General features: G+C 56.9%; 12 protein-coding genes. 4 read left to right on the forward strand and 8 right to left on the reverse strand.

Annotation, left to right across the window (positions count from 1 at the left end; genetic code table 11):
• The first annotated feature begins 87 nt into the window (after window positions 1-87).
• Entirely contained in the window at window positions 88-1323 is a 1236-nt protein-coding gene (locus tag DXH95_RS06350; protein WP_115548551.1) for a dicarboxylate/amino acid:cation symporter, read from the forward strand.
• On the forward strand, window positions 1320-2315 hold the full coding sequence (locus tag DXH95_RS06355; protein WP_115548552.1) for an aldo/keto reductase: 996 nt from the start codon (window positions 1320-1322) through the stop codon (window positions 2313-2315). Before DXH95_RS06350 ends, DXH95_RS06355 begins: the two co-directional genes overlap by 4 nt.
• On the opposite strand, the gene DXH95_RS06360 is transcribed toward DXH95_RS06355, so the two are convergent.
• The 4 genes from DXH95_RS06360 to DXH95_RS06375 all read right to left on the reverse strand — a co-directional run bounded on the left by DXH95_RS06360 (window position 2310) and on the right by DXH95_RS06375 (window position 7346).
• Window positions 2310-2999 (reverse strand): NnrU family protein, encoded by a 690-nt coding sequence (locus DXH95_RS06360; RefSeq protein ID WP_115548553.1) that lies wholly within the window; start codon window positions 2997-2999, stop codon window positions 2310-2312. The genes DXH95_RS06355 and DXH95_RS06360 overlap by 6 nt on opposite strands.
• A gap of 108 nt (window positions 3000-3107) precedes the next feature.
• The gene (locus DXH95_RS06365) at window positions 3108-4400 is read right to left on the reverse strand and encodes an amidohydrolase family protein (RefSeq protein WP_115548554.1); all 1293 of its coding nucleotides are present in this window, start codon (window positions 4398-4400) and stop codon (window positions 3108-3110) included.
• Complete coding sequence (locus tag DXH95_RS06370; RefSeq protein ID WP_239016559.1) at window positions 4397-5800, reverse strand: amidohydrolase; 1404 nt, start codon at window positions 5798-5800, stop codon at window positions 4397-4399. Before DXH95_RS06370 ends, DXH95_RS06365 begins: the two co-directional genes overlap by 4 nt.
• A 4-nt stretch (window positions 5801-5804) precedes the next feature.
• Window positions 5805-7346 (reverse strand): peptide MFS transporter, encoded by a 1542-nt coding sequence (locus DXH95_RS06375; protein ID WP_115548555.1) that lies wholly within the window; start codon window positions 7344-7346, stop codon window positions 5805-5807.
• Window positions 7347-7488: 142 nt separating this feature from the next.
• On the opposite strand from DXH95_RS06375, the gene DXH95_RS06380 reads away from it, so the two are divergent.
• Together DXH95_RS06380 and DXH95_RS06385 are read left to right on the forward strand one after the other, a co-directional pair.
• On the forward strand, window positions 7489-8058 hold the full coding sequence (locus DXH95_RS06380; protein ID WP_115548556.1) for a nitroreductase family protein: 570 nt from the start codon (window positions 7489-7491) through the stop codon (window positions 8056-8058).
• A 64-nt stretch (window positions 8059-8122) separates the two neighbouring features.
• Window positions 8123-8464: a GntR family transcriptional regulator gene (locus DXH95_RS06385; RefSeq protein WP_115548557.1), complete on the forward strand. Its 342-nt coding sequence runs from the start codon at window positions 8123-8125 to the stop codon at window positions 8462-8464.
• Here the strand turns inward: DXH95_RS06385 and DXH95_RS06390 are convergent.
• Genes DXH95_RS06390 through DXH95_RS06405 form a run of 4 tightly spaced genes read right to left on the reverse strand, consistent with a single transcriptional unit; the run spans window position 8461 to window position 15273 of the window.
• Entirely contained in the window at window positions 8461-10428 is a 1968-nt protein-coding gene (locus DXH95_RS06390) for a tetratricopeptide repeat protein (RefSeq protein WP_115548558.1), read from the reverse strand. The genes DXH95_RS06385 and DXH95_RS06390 overlap by 4 nt on opposite strands.
• Entirely contained in the window at window positions 10428-11789 is a 1362-nt protein-coding gene (gene prsR, locus DXH95_RS06395) for a PEP-CTERM-box response regulator transcription factor (RefSeq protein WP_115548559.1), read from the reverse strand. The genes DXH95_RS06390 and prsR overlap by 1 nt, the downstream gene beginning before the upstream one ends.
• Before the next feature lie 2 nt (window positions 11790-11791).
• Window positions 11792-13906: an XrtA/PEP-CTERM system histidine kinase PrsK gene (gene prsK / locus DXH95_RS06400; RefSeq protein WP_239016560.1), complete on the reverse strand. Its 2115-nt coding sequence runs from the start codon at window positions 13904-13906 to the stop codon at window positions 11792-11794.
• Window positions 13885-15273: a TIGR03013 family XrtA/PEP-CTERM system glycosyltransferase gene (locus DXH95_RS06405; protein WP_115549433.1), complete on the reverse strand. Its 1389-nt coding sequence runs from the start codon at window positions 15271-15273 to the stop codon at window positions 13885-13887. Before DXH95_RS06405 ends, prsK begins: the two co-directional genes overlap by 22 nt.
• Window positions 15274-15289: the final 16 nt, after the last annotated feature.

Here is a 15289-nt window from a genome sequence, read left to right on the forward strand (position 1 = left end):
AAATTCACTTCCCGCCGTAAAGTCTTGCCGCTTGTCAGTTTTGTCCAGCAGTGCATAAGAGGCGCAAAATCGACAATGGGAGCTTGCATGAAAAAGGCGTGGATCATTTTGGCGGCGCTGATTGCCGGATTGCTGATCGGGATGGCGGTTGGCGATCGCTCTCCACTCTTCCACGATATTGCCGATGTCGTTGGCACGATCTGGCTCAACGGCCTTCGGATGACAGTGATCCCGCTCGTCGTCGCCTTGTTGATTACCGGCATCGTCCAAACCGCGAACGCTGCGAGCGCAGGGCGCACCGCAACGCGTTCGGTAATTACCATGATCTCCATCCTCGTGCTGGTCACGATCATGGCAGCGATTGTCACCCCTGCCCTACTGGCGATTTTCCCGCTTGATCCGGATGCTGCACAGGCCTTGCGCCAAGCCATGGGCGCAGTCGAACCCGCCGCCGCACCGCCGCCGTTCAGTGAGTTCCTGAAAGCGGTGGTCCCGACCAATCCGTTTCAGGCTGCGGCAAGTGATGCTTTGCTACCTCTCATCATCTTCACCATCGCTTTTGCCTTCGCGATCACGCGGCTGGAGGCTGGCAAGAAGCAGATATTGGCGGGCTTCTTTGAAGCCATGGCCGAAGCGATGGTTACGGTCATCAGTTGGGTGCTCGCCCTGGCACCGATTGGCGTTTTCGCATTAGGTGTCGTGCTGGGGATGACGGCAGGTGCCGCCGCCTTTGGCGCGCTCGTGCATTATGTGTTGGTGGTCACCGCCATTGGCACGATCATCATGTTATCCGCCTATCCGGTCGCCATGTTCGGCGCGCGTTTCAACCTGTTCGATTTTGCCCGAGCGGCGATCCCGGCGCAGTCGGTTGCGATTTCGACCCAAAGCTCGCTCGCTTCACTACCCGCCATGGTGCAGGGTGCGAAGCAGTTGGGCGTTGGTGCGCGCAGCACTGATATCGTTCTGCCGATGGCGGTTGCTATTTTCCGTGCGACCAGTCCGGCGATGAACTTGGCGGTTGCCATCTATGTCGCACATTGGATGGGCATCGAACTAGGCCCCGAACAGATCGTTATCGGCGTAGCTGTTGCATCCATCACAACTTTGGGTTCGGTCAGCCTCCCCGGTTCGATCAGTTTCATCGCGGCAATTGCCCCAATCTGCATCGCGATGGGAATTCCCATCGAGCCACTCGCGGTACTGGTTGCCATTGAGACATTCCCCGATATCATGCGCACATTGGGCAACGTGACCATGGATATTGCCGTCACCGGCACCATCGCCCGTGCAGAGGGCGACCTCGAAAAAGGAGAGGCAGCATGAAATATCGTGAATTAGGCCATGGACTGAAGGTCTCCGCAATCGGTGTCGGCTGCATGCCGATGATCAAAGGCGGCAATATCCTCTATGGTGAAGCTGCCGATCCGGATGAAGCGATCAAGACCATCCACCGCGCGATCGACCTGGGCATCACCTTTTTCGACACCGCGCAAATCTATGGCCCGTTCCAGAATGAAGAATTGGTCGGAGAAGCGATCAAGGGCAAGCGCGACGGGCTGGTCATCGCAACCAAATTCGGCTTCCGTTTCGATGGCAACAAGATTGTCGGCGTCGATGGCTCGGCAGCCAATGCCAAGGAGTCGGTCGAAGGCTGCCTGAAGCGGTTAGGCATCGACTGCATCGACCTGTTCTATCAGCACCGCGTCGATCCCAATGTGCCCATCGAGGAAACCGTCGGCGCGATGGCGGACCTTATCAAAGAGGGCAAGATCAAGCATATCGGGTTATCCGAAGCAGGCCCCGCCACACTTCGTCGCGCTGCCGCCGTCGCTCCTATCAGCGCACTGCAGAGCGAATATTCGTTATGGGAACGCGATATCGAGGAAGACATTTTGCCTACCTGCCGCGAACTGGGCATCGGCTTTGTGCCCTATTCGCCGCTTGGGCGCGGGTTCCTGACAGGATCGATCCGCAGCCTTGATGACCTGCCCGAAAATGACTGGCGCCGGAACGATCCGCGCTATCAGGGGGATAATTTTGCTGCGAATCTGACGGTCGTCGATATCGTCGGTGAAGTCGCTGCCAAGCATGGCGCTTCAAACGCGCAGGTGGCGCTCGCATGGCTGCTGGCACAAGGCGATGACATCGTTCCCATCCCCGGCTTCAAGCGCCGCGTCACCATGGAAGACAGTGCCAAAGCCGCCGATGTCGCATTGGATGCGGACGATCTGGCCAAGCTTGAGGCAGCTGCACCACGCGGTGGAACGGCTGGACCGCGCTATGGCGAAGCAGGCATGCGGATGGTCAGGCTATAGACCGACCCAGCGGTAAATGCCTGCCCCATAATTGCCGAACAGATTGTGCGCCCAGGTTGCGGCGAGCCAGAAGATGACGCCGATGAGCAATATTCGCGGTTCAACCTTTGCCAGTTGTGAAAGGCGCGGCAGGAAGCTCGTCTGCCGTTCCCACTTGACCCAAGCGTCCCCGAGTGAAGCTTCTTTCTTGCGATCCTGCCCGTAAGAACCGGCTAGCGCTAGGAACACAAGGCTACCATTGAACAGGAAGCTGTCCATGCGCGGCGCAACGAGCATGTGAGACAGACCCCATAGCGCAAAACCCCACATCATCGGATGGCGGGTGACGCGGAAAACGCCAGTCGGCACTTTGGCGGCTAGTGTGCGGATAACATCGCCATCGGGATCGGGCATTGCAGGATTGCCTTTATGTGATCCCACGAAGAGAATTGCAGCGAGCAAGGTCAAAATGCTCGCGACGATCCAGATCGCATTGGTTGGCGCCCAATACATCTCACCCGCAGGCGACTGCGAGAACGCCCAAATCATCCAGCCAAAGCCCGCCAACGACACCAGCGAGTAAACGCCAAGAAAGCCTTTTTCGCCAAACCGACCGACCATCGCTCTGCGCAACGGGTGCGACATCAGGAAATGGCTGCCCACGAAAAACACGCAAGCCGTCAAAAGCGGTGCCAGACTATCCATTTCCCCATCCCATCCTTGAACCGGAGCCCTGAGCCTGTCGAAGGGCGTTTTACTGAGAGACGTGCTTCGACAGGCTCAGCACTACGGTGATGTATCAACCCACGTTAATCAATGTTCATAGGCTTTGGGCAATGCCCCTTCCTGTGGCGTGCGATAGCGATCGCGTAGCCTGTCCTGCCGGTTGCCGAGCGGCTGCTCTATGCCGTCAATCAGAACATGCGTCGGCGCGCTGGTCAGTTCGAGCGGATCGCCATCCCAAACCACGACATCCCCTGCCCTGCCTGCCTTCAGGCTGCCGAGACGGTCGCCTAAGCCAAGGATCTCGGCGGGGGCAGAGCTGATAGCAGCGAAGGCCTCATCCCAGGTCAGGCCGCTTGCGCGCGGAACGCGCTGAAGGCTGACAAGGTTTCCGGCATATTGCGTCGTGTAACGCAGCTGGTGCGAATCCCGGTCGTTGATCATGCCAATCGCCACCTTGACGCCAGCATCTTTCATACGACCGATGTTGGACTGGGTGGCTCCCAGCATTTCAAATGTCGCAGGCAGATCGTTGAGCGCCGAAGCGATCACCGGCACGCCAGCCTGGGCAAGCTGCGAAGCCACCCGCCAGCCTTCGCTGGCACCAACGAAGACCATCTTAATCGCCGGAAATTCCCGTTTGAGCTCAAGCAGGCGAAGAATATCGTTCGCCCCCTCGACATGGATCAGCAAACGTTGTTCGCCGCGGAGGACCGCTTGCAAAACACGGGCGTCTTCCTTCTTCAGCAGGTCGTCGTCAAACGCATCGGCACCCGCAGCATGGTCTTGTGCTTCGCGCAACATTGCACGGAAGTGAAGGTGATTGCCCGAGCGGCTGCCGCCGGAAGCCTCTGCCCCAGCCTCACCAAATTCGACAAACTGGAAGGCGCGCGCTCGTGTAACCGGATCGGTATCGGCACCAAGATCAGCAATCGCGCCCTGTCCCGCAAATATCCGGTCGCCTCCCTCGGGGGCGACCACTGCGCGGGTCACCCCGGCGCTGCGGTTGACGGCGATGGGGGAACGGAACGGATCGATTGCAGGTGCAACATCGATGGCAGCCGAAAAGCCGCTCCTTCCGCCGCCCTTGTCGTTCGTGCCGTTGACTGCATCAACCTCTGAAAGGCCAAGGCGGCTGAACCCGGCAAAAACGCCCGGCGTCACCCATTTACCCGTTGCGTCGATAGTGCGCGCACCAGCGGGAACGGCTACACCCTTGCCCGCGGCAACGATGGTTCCATCGCGGACGATGACAGTTCCGCCATCCATCGGGGCAGAGCCATCACCGACGACAAGCTTGCCACCGGTAATGGCGATGGTTTCAGCTACCGCCGGTGCAGTAAGTGAAGCAAGGGCAGCTGCGGCTAGAAGAAGATGCTTCATTTCACATCTCCTTCGCCAGGCTGGCCAAGCTCAAAGTCGCTCACCGGCCTGCGCTTTGCATCGCTGGCATCGAACAGCAGCGCTCCATCGACCCACACTTTGTCTGGCCGCGAATAGACCGACAATGGGTTACCGTTCCACAGCACAAGGTCAGCCATTTTGCCGGGTTTTAGGCTGCCGGTCATCTTGTCGATACCCAGCGCCTTGGCGGGATTATAGGTCAGCCAGCTGATCGCTGTCGCATCCGAAATCTGGAAACCCATGCGGCGACCATTGGCCAGCGCCTTGGCGGCTTCCTGGTTCAGACGCTGGATCTGGTTTTCATCATCCGAATGGATGATCACGCACGCCCCGGCATTTTGCAATATGCCTGCATTTTCGGGGATCGCATCATAGGCTTCCATCTTGAAGCCCCACCAGTCAGCCCAAACTGCAGAGCAAACCTCATTCTCTTTCAGCAGATCGCCAATTTTATAGGCTTCAACCGCATGGTGGAAGGTTGAAACCTTATAGCCAAATTCCTTCGCCATATCGAGGACGATGGCCATTTCGTCGGCGCGATAGCAGTGATTCTGGATCTTGATATCGCCATCCAAAACGCCCGCGAGCGTTTCCATGCCGATATCGCGGGTAAAGTCCTTCCCGCTGTCGCGCTTCTTCTTATATTCCTGCGCCTTGATCCATGTCTGGCGATTGACCGCCAAATTGCCCATACGGGTCGAAGGCATGCGCCCTTTTGCGCCATAGACGCGCTTGGGATTTTCCCCACATGCCATTTTCAGACCATAAGGCGCACCGGGGAATTTCATTCCCTGAACGGTGCGGGCATAAACATTTTTAAGAACCACCGAACGGCCACCCATCAGGTTCGCCGATCCGGGCAGGACTTGCAGCGACGTCACGCCGCCATTGGCGAGCGCGCGGCTGAAGCCGGGATCCTGCGGCCAGACGCTATGTTCGGCCCATACTTCGGGTGTGGTCGGGGCGGTTGCTTCGTTGCCATCATCATGCGCGGCAACCGACGGCGTCGGATAATCGCCGAGGTGCGAGTGAATATCGATGATGCCGGGCGTGACATATTTGCCCGCCCCATCAAACACAGCAATATCTGCCGGTATCGGTGTATCGGGACCACCGATCGACTGGATCTTGTCGCCCGCAAAGAACACCACGCCATTGTCGATACGCCCGCCTTCACCATCGAAAATGGTGACGTTGCGGATCGCCGTCGCCATGCCCGGATAGGGTTTGTAGGTCGACGGATAGGGATCCTTGTTGAACTTTGCTGGCTTTTCGGCAGGAGCCGCCGCCGAAGCGCTTTTCGGCGCTTCGGTTGTGTTCGAACAGGCAATCAGGGCGAGCGGCGCGGCAAGTAGCGTATAGCGCGAACGGGTAAGCAAAATATCAGCTCCGCACTTCTTCGGTTGTTGTGTGATCTGCGTCCTTCAAGGTATCGAGATGCATCAGTTTCTTGATCAGCGGCGAGATGATGAGGACGGCCACGCCGACGCCGATAGCGACAAGACCGATGGTCCAGTAGACATCAAGGACAACGCCCTTCCCTGCACCTTCACCCGCAGCGGCTTCTGATCCGGTAGCTGCCGCAATCAACCCCGCAGCAAAATTGCCGGTTGCCGATGCAAAGAACCATGTGCCCATGATCAGGCTCGCCATATGCGCCGGGGCGAGCCGGTTCATCGCGCTCAACCCTACCGGCGACAAGCAAAGCTCACCGGTGGTGTGGAGCAAATAAATCAGGAAAATGAAAATGACCGGCGTTGCGTTTTCGAGACCTACTGCATCCGCACCCCATTTTAGGACAAGGAAGCCAAGTCCGAGCTGCATCAAAGCAAGGCCGAATTTGGCCGGTGCCGACGGTTCCATCCCCTTGCGGCCCAGCATCGTCCAAAGCCCGGCAAACAGCGGGGCCAACAACACGATGTAAATGGCATTGATCGACTGGAAAACCGACGCCGGCACGCCTGCACGATCGACATAACGATCGGTGAACAGGTTCAGCGAAGAACCGGCCTGTTCGAACAGCGCCCAGAACAGGATTGACCCGATAATCAGGAACATCGCTGCAAAGATCCGGTCGCGATCCTGGCGTTCGAGCTTGGTGACCGCAGTGAACAAAACATAGAGCACCAGAACCGCACCCGCAGCGCCAAGAACGGTGCCGACAACTGCCTGATTTTGAACCATCCACCAGCACAGAACAACGGCAAGCAGCCCGACGACATAAAGCAGCCATTCAAACTTGATACCGGCAACCGGCGCGGCAAGGCGTGCCGGATCGGGCGCTTCGCCGCGCCCGAGAAGCAACGGCTTGCCCCAGATAAACACGATCAGGCCCAGCAACATACCGACGCCTGCTGCGCCGAAACCATAAGACCAGCCATAGGTTTCGCCCAGATAGCCGCAGAGCAGCGAACCGATGGCAGCGCCCAGATTGATGCCCATATAGAAAATCGTATAGGCGCCGTCGCGCCGCACGTCGGTCCGCGGATACAGCTGACCGACCATCACGGAAATATTGGCCTTCAGGAAGCCAGAGCCCACAATGATAAACGCCAGCGCCAACCAGAATATGTTGAGCGCCGAACTGCTGGTTCCGCCATCGCCTTCAAATCCCATCAGGAAGTGGCCGAAGGTCAACAACACCGCGCCAAAAAGCACGGCTTTTCGCTGGCCAAGATATCGGTCGGCGAGATACCCGCCCAAAACAGGCGTGATGTAAACCAGTGCGGTATAGGCCCCATAGATGACACCCGACTTTTCATCCGAAAACAGCCAGTGCTTGGTCAGATAGAAAATCAGCAGTGCGCGCATCCCGTAATAGGAAAAACGCTCCCACATCTCTGCAAAAAACAGGACGAACAGCCCTTTGGGATGCCCTAAAATAGTACCGGCGGCGTCACCGTCTTGTTCATATGTGGTTGCCATTGGGTGAAACCCTTCCCTCTGATCTTGTTTTATTCCATACGCCCCTCCCCGGGGGCCATTGGGCAGGCAACCTAACGGAAAAATTGCGCCTGTGAAGAATTTTGTTGCGCTTGTTACCGCTTTTCGGTGAACGGAGGGAGCAATGCTCAATGACCTCTCCTCGCTGCCGACCTACCTCGCTTCACGACGTTCGGGCAAACCCCGCGACATGATTGTCCCCGGCCCTGACGCCGCACAGCTTGGCGTGATTTTGCAGATTGCGATACGGACACCGGACCACGGGAAGCTTTTTCCTTGGCGTTTTGTCGTGATTGAGGATCGGGATGCTTTTGCAGCCCTGCTTCATAAGGCTTTTGTGTCGGCCAACCCAGAAGCACGGCCCGCTCAGATCGAAGCTGCCATAGCGCCCGCCCATTTTGCGCCGACATTGGTATTGTTGCTATACGCCCCGCAGGAAAGCCCGAAAATACCGCTGTGGGAACAGCAATTGAGCGTCGGCGCGGTTGGCATGAACCTGCTCCACGCGGCGCATGCCCATGGATTTGTTGCGAGCTGGATTACCGGCTGGACCAGCTATGACCCGACTGTCCGCGACGTCATATGTGAAGGTGAGGAGCAGATTGCCGGGCTATTCTACATCGGCACTGCTAGCCAGCCACTCGAAGAACGCCCTCGACCAGAGCCCCAAAACATCATTCGTCATTGGCCCTAAGTTGCAAATTTAATCGAAAGGTTAAACTTGACGCGCCCTACTGTGTTATGGCAGTAAGGTGGTCATGAAAACCGAGAGCAAGCCCGTCTATCTGAAACTCCGCGATGAAATCGCAGCAGCCATACTCGACGGCCGCTTTTCAGAAGGCGATCTGCTTCCGTCGGTTCGCGCCTTTGCCGCACAACAGGGCGCAAATCCGCTGACAGTGGCCAAGGCTTATCAGCTATTTCAGGATAGCGGCCTGGTCGATGTGAAGCGTGGTGTGGGCCTTTTTGTTGCACATGGCGCGGTAGACCGGTTGCGCAAGACCGAACGCGACCATTTCATCAAAAATGTTTGGCCCGATGTCCGCGACCAAATGCGGCGCGCCGGCATTGCCCCTGGCGAATTGCTCGAACAGGTTTAACCAGAGGCTGCAAAAGCCTGCAAATAATCGCGGCGCACAGCTTTGTCAGCCGGGGCAAGCTTGTTGGCCTTGCGTAACAAATCTCTGGCATCCTTGGGCCGCACTTTCGCGGCCACGAGGGTCTGTCCATAAATATGCGTCGCCATGAAGTTCGCGGGGTCAGCGTAATAGGCAAGCTGCGCTGCATATATCGCTTCCTTATGCCGCCCCACTGCCGATAGCGCGCGGGCAATGTTTGCATTTAGCGCGATATCGTTGGGACCGGTCGCTTGGCGAAGCCGATACAGCCATGGCAGCGCCTCATTCCACTCCCGCCGATCGAGCAAATCATATGCCCAAAGCCGCATGGCGACCGGATCATTGGGATTATATCCGATATAAGCCTGCAGTGCCGCCGTTGCTGCCTCTGTATTCCCAGCCCGGCGATGCGCCGCGACAATTCGCGGCAAAACGTCTGCCGTAAATTTGACCGAACGTGCCTTTTCATAGGCCATGGCTGCCGCAGCATGGTTGCCGGCCAGCGTTTCGACATCACCGACAAGCAATTGCGCCTCAGCCACGCCTTCATTGCCGGCGAGCAACTGCCCTGCACGCTGGCGTGCTTCAGCAACCCGTCCCTCTTGCAGCAACAATCGGATATACGGAATGACCTTGGCGGCAGCGCCAGGATTGCGCGCGGCATCGTCGACAATCGCCGCGGTTTGCGATGCCGAGGGCAGCGGGCCATTTACGCGCAGGTTCAAAAACATGCCGTAATCCAGCTTTGCCGCTGCGGGTCCGCGTTCCCCGAGTGCCTCCTGAATGCGGGCGGCCAGACGGACTGAATAATTGTCGGCATCGGGCCGGTTGGCCAATGGTGATATCACCGACCAAGCAGCAAGATGGTCGCCCGAACGATGCAGCGCCCGCGCCAATGCAAGTCGAACCGTGGCATTGTCCGGTTGCGCTTCAAGCAGCGGGCCCAATCTATCCACCGCCTTGTTAAAATTTCCGAGCTCATAATCGCACACAGCCATCAGCAATTGTGGCGCTGGCAGGACGGCGAACGGACCGCCCATTTTGTCAGCCAGATTGCGCGCCAACGCATAATTGCCAGCCCGGGCGGCAATAACCGACTGCATGTAAAAGGCGCGCGCATTTTTGGTATCAAGCGTCAATATTTTCCGCGCCTGCGCCAACATATCTTGGTAACGACCCGCTTCGCCCAAGGTTACGCCATATTCTTCCAGCAGTGGAACATCATTAGGGTCAATCTGAAGCCCGCGCTCAAACCAGGGCAAGGCTGCCAGCATCCCAAATTGCGATCGCATCATACGCCCGCGTAGTTCGAGCGCGCGGATATTGGCAGGGTCAAGCTCTACTGCCCGGTCCAGCGCTTGAATAGCACCACCCTGATTGGAAATAACGATGCGCAGTCGACCAATTTCGGTCCAAAGCTGGCTGTCATTGGGTGCCAGCGCAAGCCCTTCATCAAAGCTTGTGCTCGCAGCATCGGTATCCCCACGTGCTATCTGCACCCGTCCCAATATGCGATACGCATAGGGCAGATGCTCGCGCGCGATTGGCGAACGGGTCAGCATCTCTTCAGCTTGCTCAGGGTCGCCGGTTAGCCATAAAGCATGCGCTTTAAGATGGGTGATTTGCTCGCTATCAACCCCCAGAGCTTCGGCGCGCTGCAGTTCCGCTTTTGCAGTTACCCCGTCGAACAGCTGTAACGCGACTTCGGCAAGGCGGATGTGAGCATCTGCCCAGCGCGGATCGGCGGCCGTGGCATTCAGCAGTTCGACACGAGCCGACCGCCAGTTCTTTTGTGCGATATAGGCCTCCGCGCTTTCCAAAGCGGCGCGTGCCTTGTCGTTACCATTTCGCTCGGCAGTCACCGCAACCGATGCTGTCGAAAGCAAAGCAAGCACCAACACCGTCCGCACTATTGCAGAAAATGGTTGGTGCTGTTTGCGGGTCATCAGACATGCATCTCATATTGCTTCAGCAAATCATAGAGTGTCGGGCGACTGATACCCAGAAGCTTGGCTGCGTTCGAGATATTGCCCTCGGTTCGTGCGATGGCACGACCAATGGCTTTGCGATCTGCGGCTTCGCGCGCGGCTTTCAGATTCAGCAACCGGTCTTCATCGTCGACGATATCAAATTGCAGGTCATCGACCGTGACAAATTTGGTTTCGGCCATGATAACCGCACGCTTCACGCGGTTTTCCAATTCCCGCACATTGCCCGGCCAATCCCACTGATCGATGGCGGTCAGCGCGCTTGCGGCAAACCCCTTGATGGCCGGATTCATCTCGCGCGCAAAACGGCTGAGGAAATGCTTCGCCAACAGAACCGCATCGCCATTACGTTCGGAAAGCCGCGGGATATGCACCGGCACCTCCGCCAGGCGATAGTAAAGATCATCGCGGAAGGTCTTGTCGGTAATCATCTGGTTGAGGTCACGGTGGGTCGCGCTGACAATGCGAACATCAACGGGTATCGTCTTGCGTCCGCCGATCCGCTCAATCACGCGCTCCTGGATGAAGCGTAGCAATTTGACCTGCAATGCCAACGGAATATCCCCAACCTCATCAAGGAACAGCGTTCCCCCATTGGCCAGCTCGATCTTGCCTTCGGTCATTTTCACCGCGCCGGTAAAGGCGCCTTTTTCGTGCCCGAAGAGCTCGGATTCCAGAAGATTTTCGGGGATTGCGCCGCAATTGATAGCGACAAAGGGTTTACCCTTGCGATCGCTTGCATCATGCAGCCCGCGCGCCAACAACTCCTTGCCGGTCCCGCTCGCGCCCAGCAGCATCACCGACACATTGGTGTTGGCAACCCTCTCTATCGTACGCGCAGCTTTCAGCATTTCCGGGGCCCCCGTAATCATGGTCCCGAAAAGCATTTCTCCGGAACTGTCCGGGGCCTGCGCCTTTTGGTTTTGCTGCTCCAGTTCGCGCACGTGAAAGGCGCGTTTGACGATCAGATGCAATTCATCAATATCGACCGGCTTTTGGTAAAAATCCCATGCGCCAGCAGAAATTGCCTGCAGTGCACTTTCCTTCGCATTGTGGCCAGATGCAACGATCACTTTGGTATCGGGTTTGACGAGCAGTATTTCTTCCAGCACCGCAAAGCCTTCGCTCACACCATCGGGATCAGGCGGCAGTCCAAGATCAAGGGTAACAACATCAGGCTCTTCCGAACGCAGAATGGCGATGGCTTCCGATCGGTTCGCGGCACAGAAAACTTCGAAATCCTCATAAGACCATTTCAGCTGGCGTTGCAGCCCAAGGTCATCCTCAACAATCAGCAATTTCTTTTTTAGCTGTTCCATAGTCATGCTGCCTTATCGATTTCATCGATGTCTGTCGGTCGCTGTGCAACCGGTAACAACAGGGTCATTCGCGTGCCCTTCCCGATCCGGCTGTCGACATGCAACTGCCCACCCAGCGATTGGGCCAGCGCCCGCGCTTCATAGGCTCCGATGCCGAAGCCACCGCTCTTGGTGGATTCGAACGGTTTGAAAAGCTGGTTGGCGACGAAGGATTCGGTCATACCGCTGCCTTTGTCGGACACCCGGATTGCGACCCAATCATCCTGCCGAGAAACGCTGATGCGAATGGGCGTGCCGTCTTCGGTCGCATCGATGGCGTTTTGGACCAGATGATTCAAAATTGTTTCGACACGCCCCGCATCAGCCATCGCAAACATATCGGGCGAAAAGTCGGTTTCGATAGGATAGATCAGCCGCTTGCCGTGAATGACGCTGCTGACTGTCTTCTCGACATCTATCGGCTCAATAGCTGAATGACGGGTCTGGCTGTGCTGCGAAAGACGCGCCAGCAGATCGTTCATTTTACCAACCGAGTTTTGCAGCGTTTCGATCATGTCCGCCTGAAAAGCCGGTTTGTCTGCATGCTTTTCGGCATTGCGCGCCAATATGCTCAGCTGGCTCACCAGATTTTTAATGTCGTGCATGACAAAGGCAAATCGGCGGTTGAATTGCTCGAACTGACGGTTTTCGGTCAACGCCTCCTGGCTGGTAGCCTCGGCCAAATAGCTGGCCAATTGACGCCCGACGACCCGCATCATGTCCAGGTCTTCCCAATCCAAACCACGCTTGATTGGTGGTTTGGCCAGTACTGCAATCCCCGCCAGTCTTCCAAAATGGACCAGAGGAATGATTGCCCAGGCCCGCGTCTCTTCGTACAGCCATTGCGGAATGGCTCGTTCATCAACCTTGTCGTCAGCGCCGTCGCGCACCGAATCCATCAGCACGATATGTCCGGTCTGTTCAAAGAATGGCACAGTTTGCGAATTGCCGGCATAGGTCGGGATGTCAGCCGTCGGCCAGTTCCAGCGTGCTTGCAGGACCAATCTGGATTCATTGTCGCGTGTCAGCAGCAAACCGGCGGGTGAATCGAAGATGTCGGCGAGCGATTTGACCACACGTTCGTGAAACGGCGCGGCATCGCTTGGGAAACCGATAGTTTCTGCGAAGCGCATCCATTCGGCGCGATAGTCATAACGGTGCTGGAAAAAATTCTTGGCGATTACGACGTTGAGCCATGCCCGAAATTTGCCCGACGGTACGATCAGCATCGCGGCAAGTGACATGGCAAAAATCAAGGTGATCTGTGCCATACGAACATAACTTCCGCCCACCAGTTGCAACGCGGTCGCCAGCAATACCATCACCAAAAGATAGGCACCGATTGCCAATAGTGAGACTGACTGGAACGTCACCGACCGCGAAAGACGCAGACGCCAACTACTGTTGCGGCGCGTTGCCAATGCAAACACCGGTACCAGCAGCGTCATGATGAAGCCACGCATTGCGATGAATTCGCCCGGCCAACTCCCCGACAAATAGCCGATGGTGTAGAGATTGAGATCATACATCCAAGTCGCGGCAAGTGCGGCCATAGGAAGGCTGATACCCCAGCGGGCCTCCGGAGCGGATACGGTGTAGAGATTGTGCACCAGAACAATCGCGCCAATGGCAAATATCATGCGCAACATCTGGACGGTTTTGGCGGCCGCTGCAGAGGCTAGCGCGCTGTCTGGCACCAGTGAAAGCAAGACAAAGTCAATGAATGGCTGCATCAGTAGTGCCAACAACAACGCACCGTACAGCATTCTGATAGTCCGCGGGTGTTCGTTACCTTCGCCATTTTGCAAAAGCGCAAAGAGGAACCCAAGCCACCCCAGATTGCGCAATGTTTCGCCGGTTGAAGCCAATGTGCTGGATGACCCGCCGATAATTGTAGCAATGCCCCAGAATGCGGTCAGTGCCAGCGCGGCAATCATCGCCAGCCGCTGGCGACTGCGCCCGCCATATTGATGGAACACCCAAATCGCCAATGCCGCATATAAAAACCCTGCAGCGGAATGCCCCCAAAATGCAGCAAAGGTCAGCGCCGAACCCATCAGCGCGCCCCTTCCGGCCATATGACCACGCGGATCGTCTGCAATATGATCACAAGATCCAGAAAAGGCGTATAATTTTTGGCGTAGTAGAGGTCATATTCCAGCTTCTGCCGGGAATCGTCCAGCGACGCGCCATAGGGATAGTTGATCTGTGCCCACCCGGTAATGCCCGGCTTCACAATGTGGCGTTCGGTAAAATAGGGCAGCTGTTTTTCAAGATCGGCGACAAATTCCGGACGCTCCGGTCGTGGTCCGACAAAGCTCATATCGCCCTTCAGAACATTCCACGTCTGCGGCAGTTCATCAATACGGACCTTGCGGATAAACTTGCCGATGCGGGTGACGCGCGGGTCGTTTTTGGCCGCCCATATTGCCTTGCCCTCAGCCTCGGCATCACTTTGCATCGACCGCAATTTGAACAAGTTAAAGGGTTCGCCATAACGCCCGACGCGCTGTTGCCGGTAAAAGGCCGGTCCCTTGCTCTCAAGCTTCACCGCTACAGCGAACAACGCAATCAATGGCAAGGCAACGACCAAGAGCAGCGCACTGACCACGATGTCGAACAACCGCTTGGCAATCCCGGAAAGCCGCCTGCCCGAGGAAAAGCCGTCTGAAAAAATCAGCCAGCTGGGATTGACACTATCCAGATCAACCCGACCCGTTTCACGCTCCAGAAAACTGGAGATATCGTTGACATGGACGCCAGTGGTCTTGATGCGCAGCAGATCCTGCAGCGGCAACGCGTTGCGCCGTTCTTCCAGCGCGAGCACAACTTCGCTGGTGCCCAGTTTTTCGACAAAGTCGGCAAGATTATAGATCGCGCTGCGGCTGATCGCTTCAGGTACAACCCGCTTGCTTTCGTCGAGCGATATAAACCCAACAACCACGAAACCCGAACCGGGCCGCGCTTCCAGATCCTTGATACGCTGCGCTCTTTTGCCCGCACCCAGCACCAGCAAACGCCGTTTGAAACTGCCGCTGCCAATCAAGCTGCCCAATATCAGACGGCTTAGCGCGAGATAGCCAAAAGACAGCCCCATCGCGTAGAGCGAATTGGAACGCCACAATGTCATACCCGGTAGCGCAAAGGCCATGATAGCCATGAAGATCACACCCAGCGAAACGGCGACAATCAGCCGCGCGATGGCAAAGCGCAGCGACTGCAAGGCTTCCGGACTGTAAACGCCGACAGCCATAGCCGCCAACTGGACCGATGCGGCAAAGGTGAACAATGGCCAGATCCGGTTGCCGATATAGTCGACATGCATGCCGATCTGGTTGGCGCGGATCACCCAAGCGGTTTCGGCGGCGACAAGCAGCAGGCACAGGTCCACCAACGCCAGAAACAAGACGGCGTAAGGGACATAATGCTTGAACAGCCTGATCATCGGAAATCGCGACCCA

The sequence above is a fragment of the Sphingorhabdus pulchriflava genome, from assembly GCF_003367235.1.
GTDB lineage: Bacteria > Pseudomonadota > Alphaproteobacteria > Sphingomonadales > Sphingomonadaceae > Sphingorhabdus_B > Sphingorhabdus_B pulchriflava.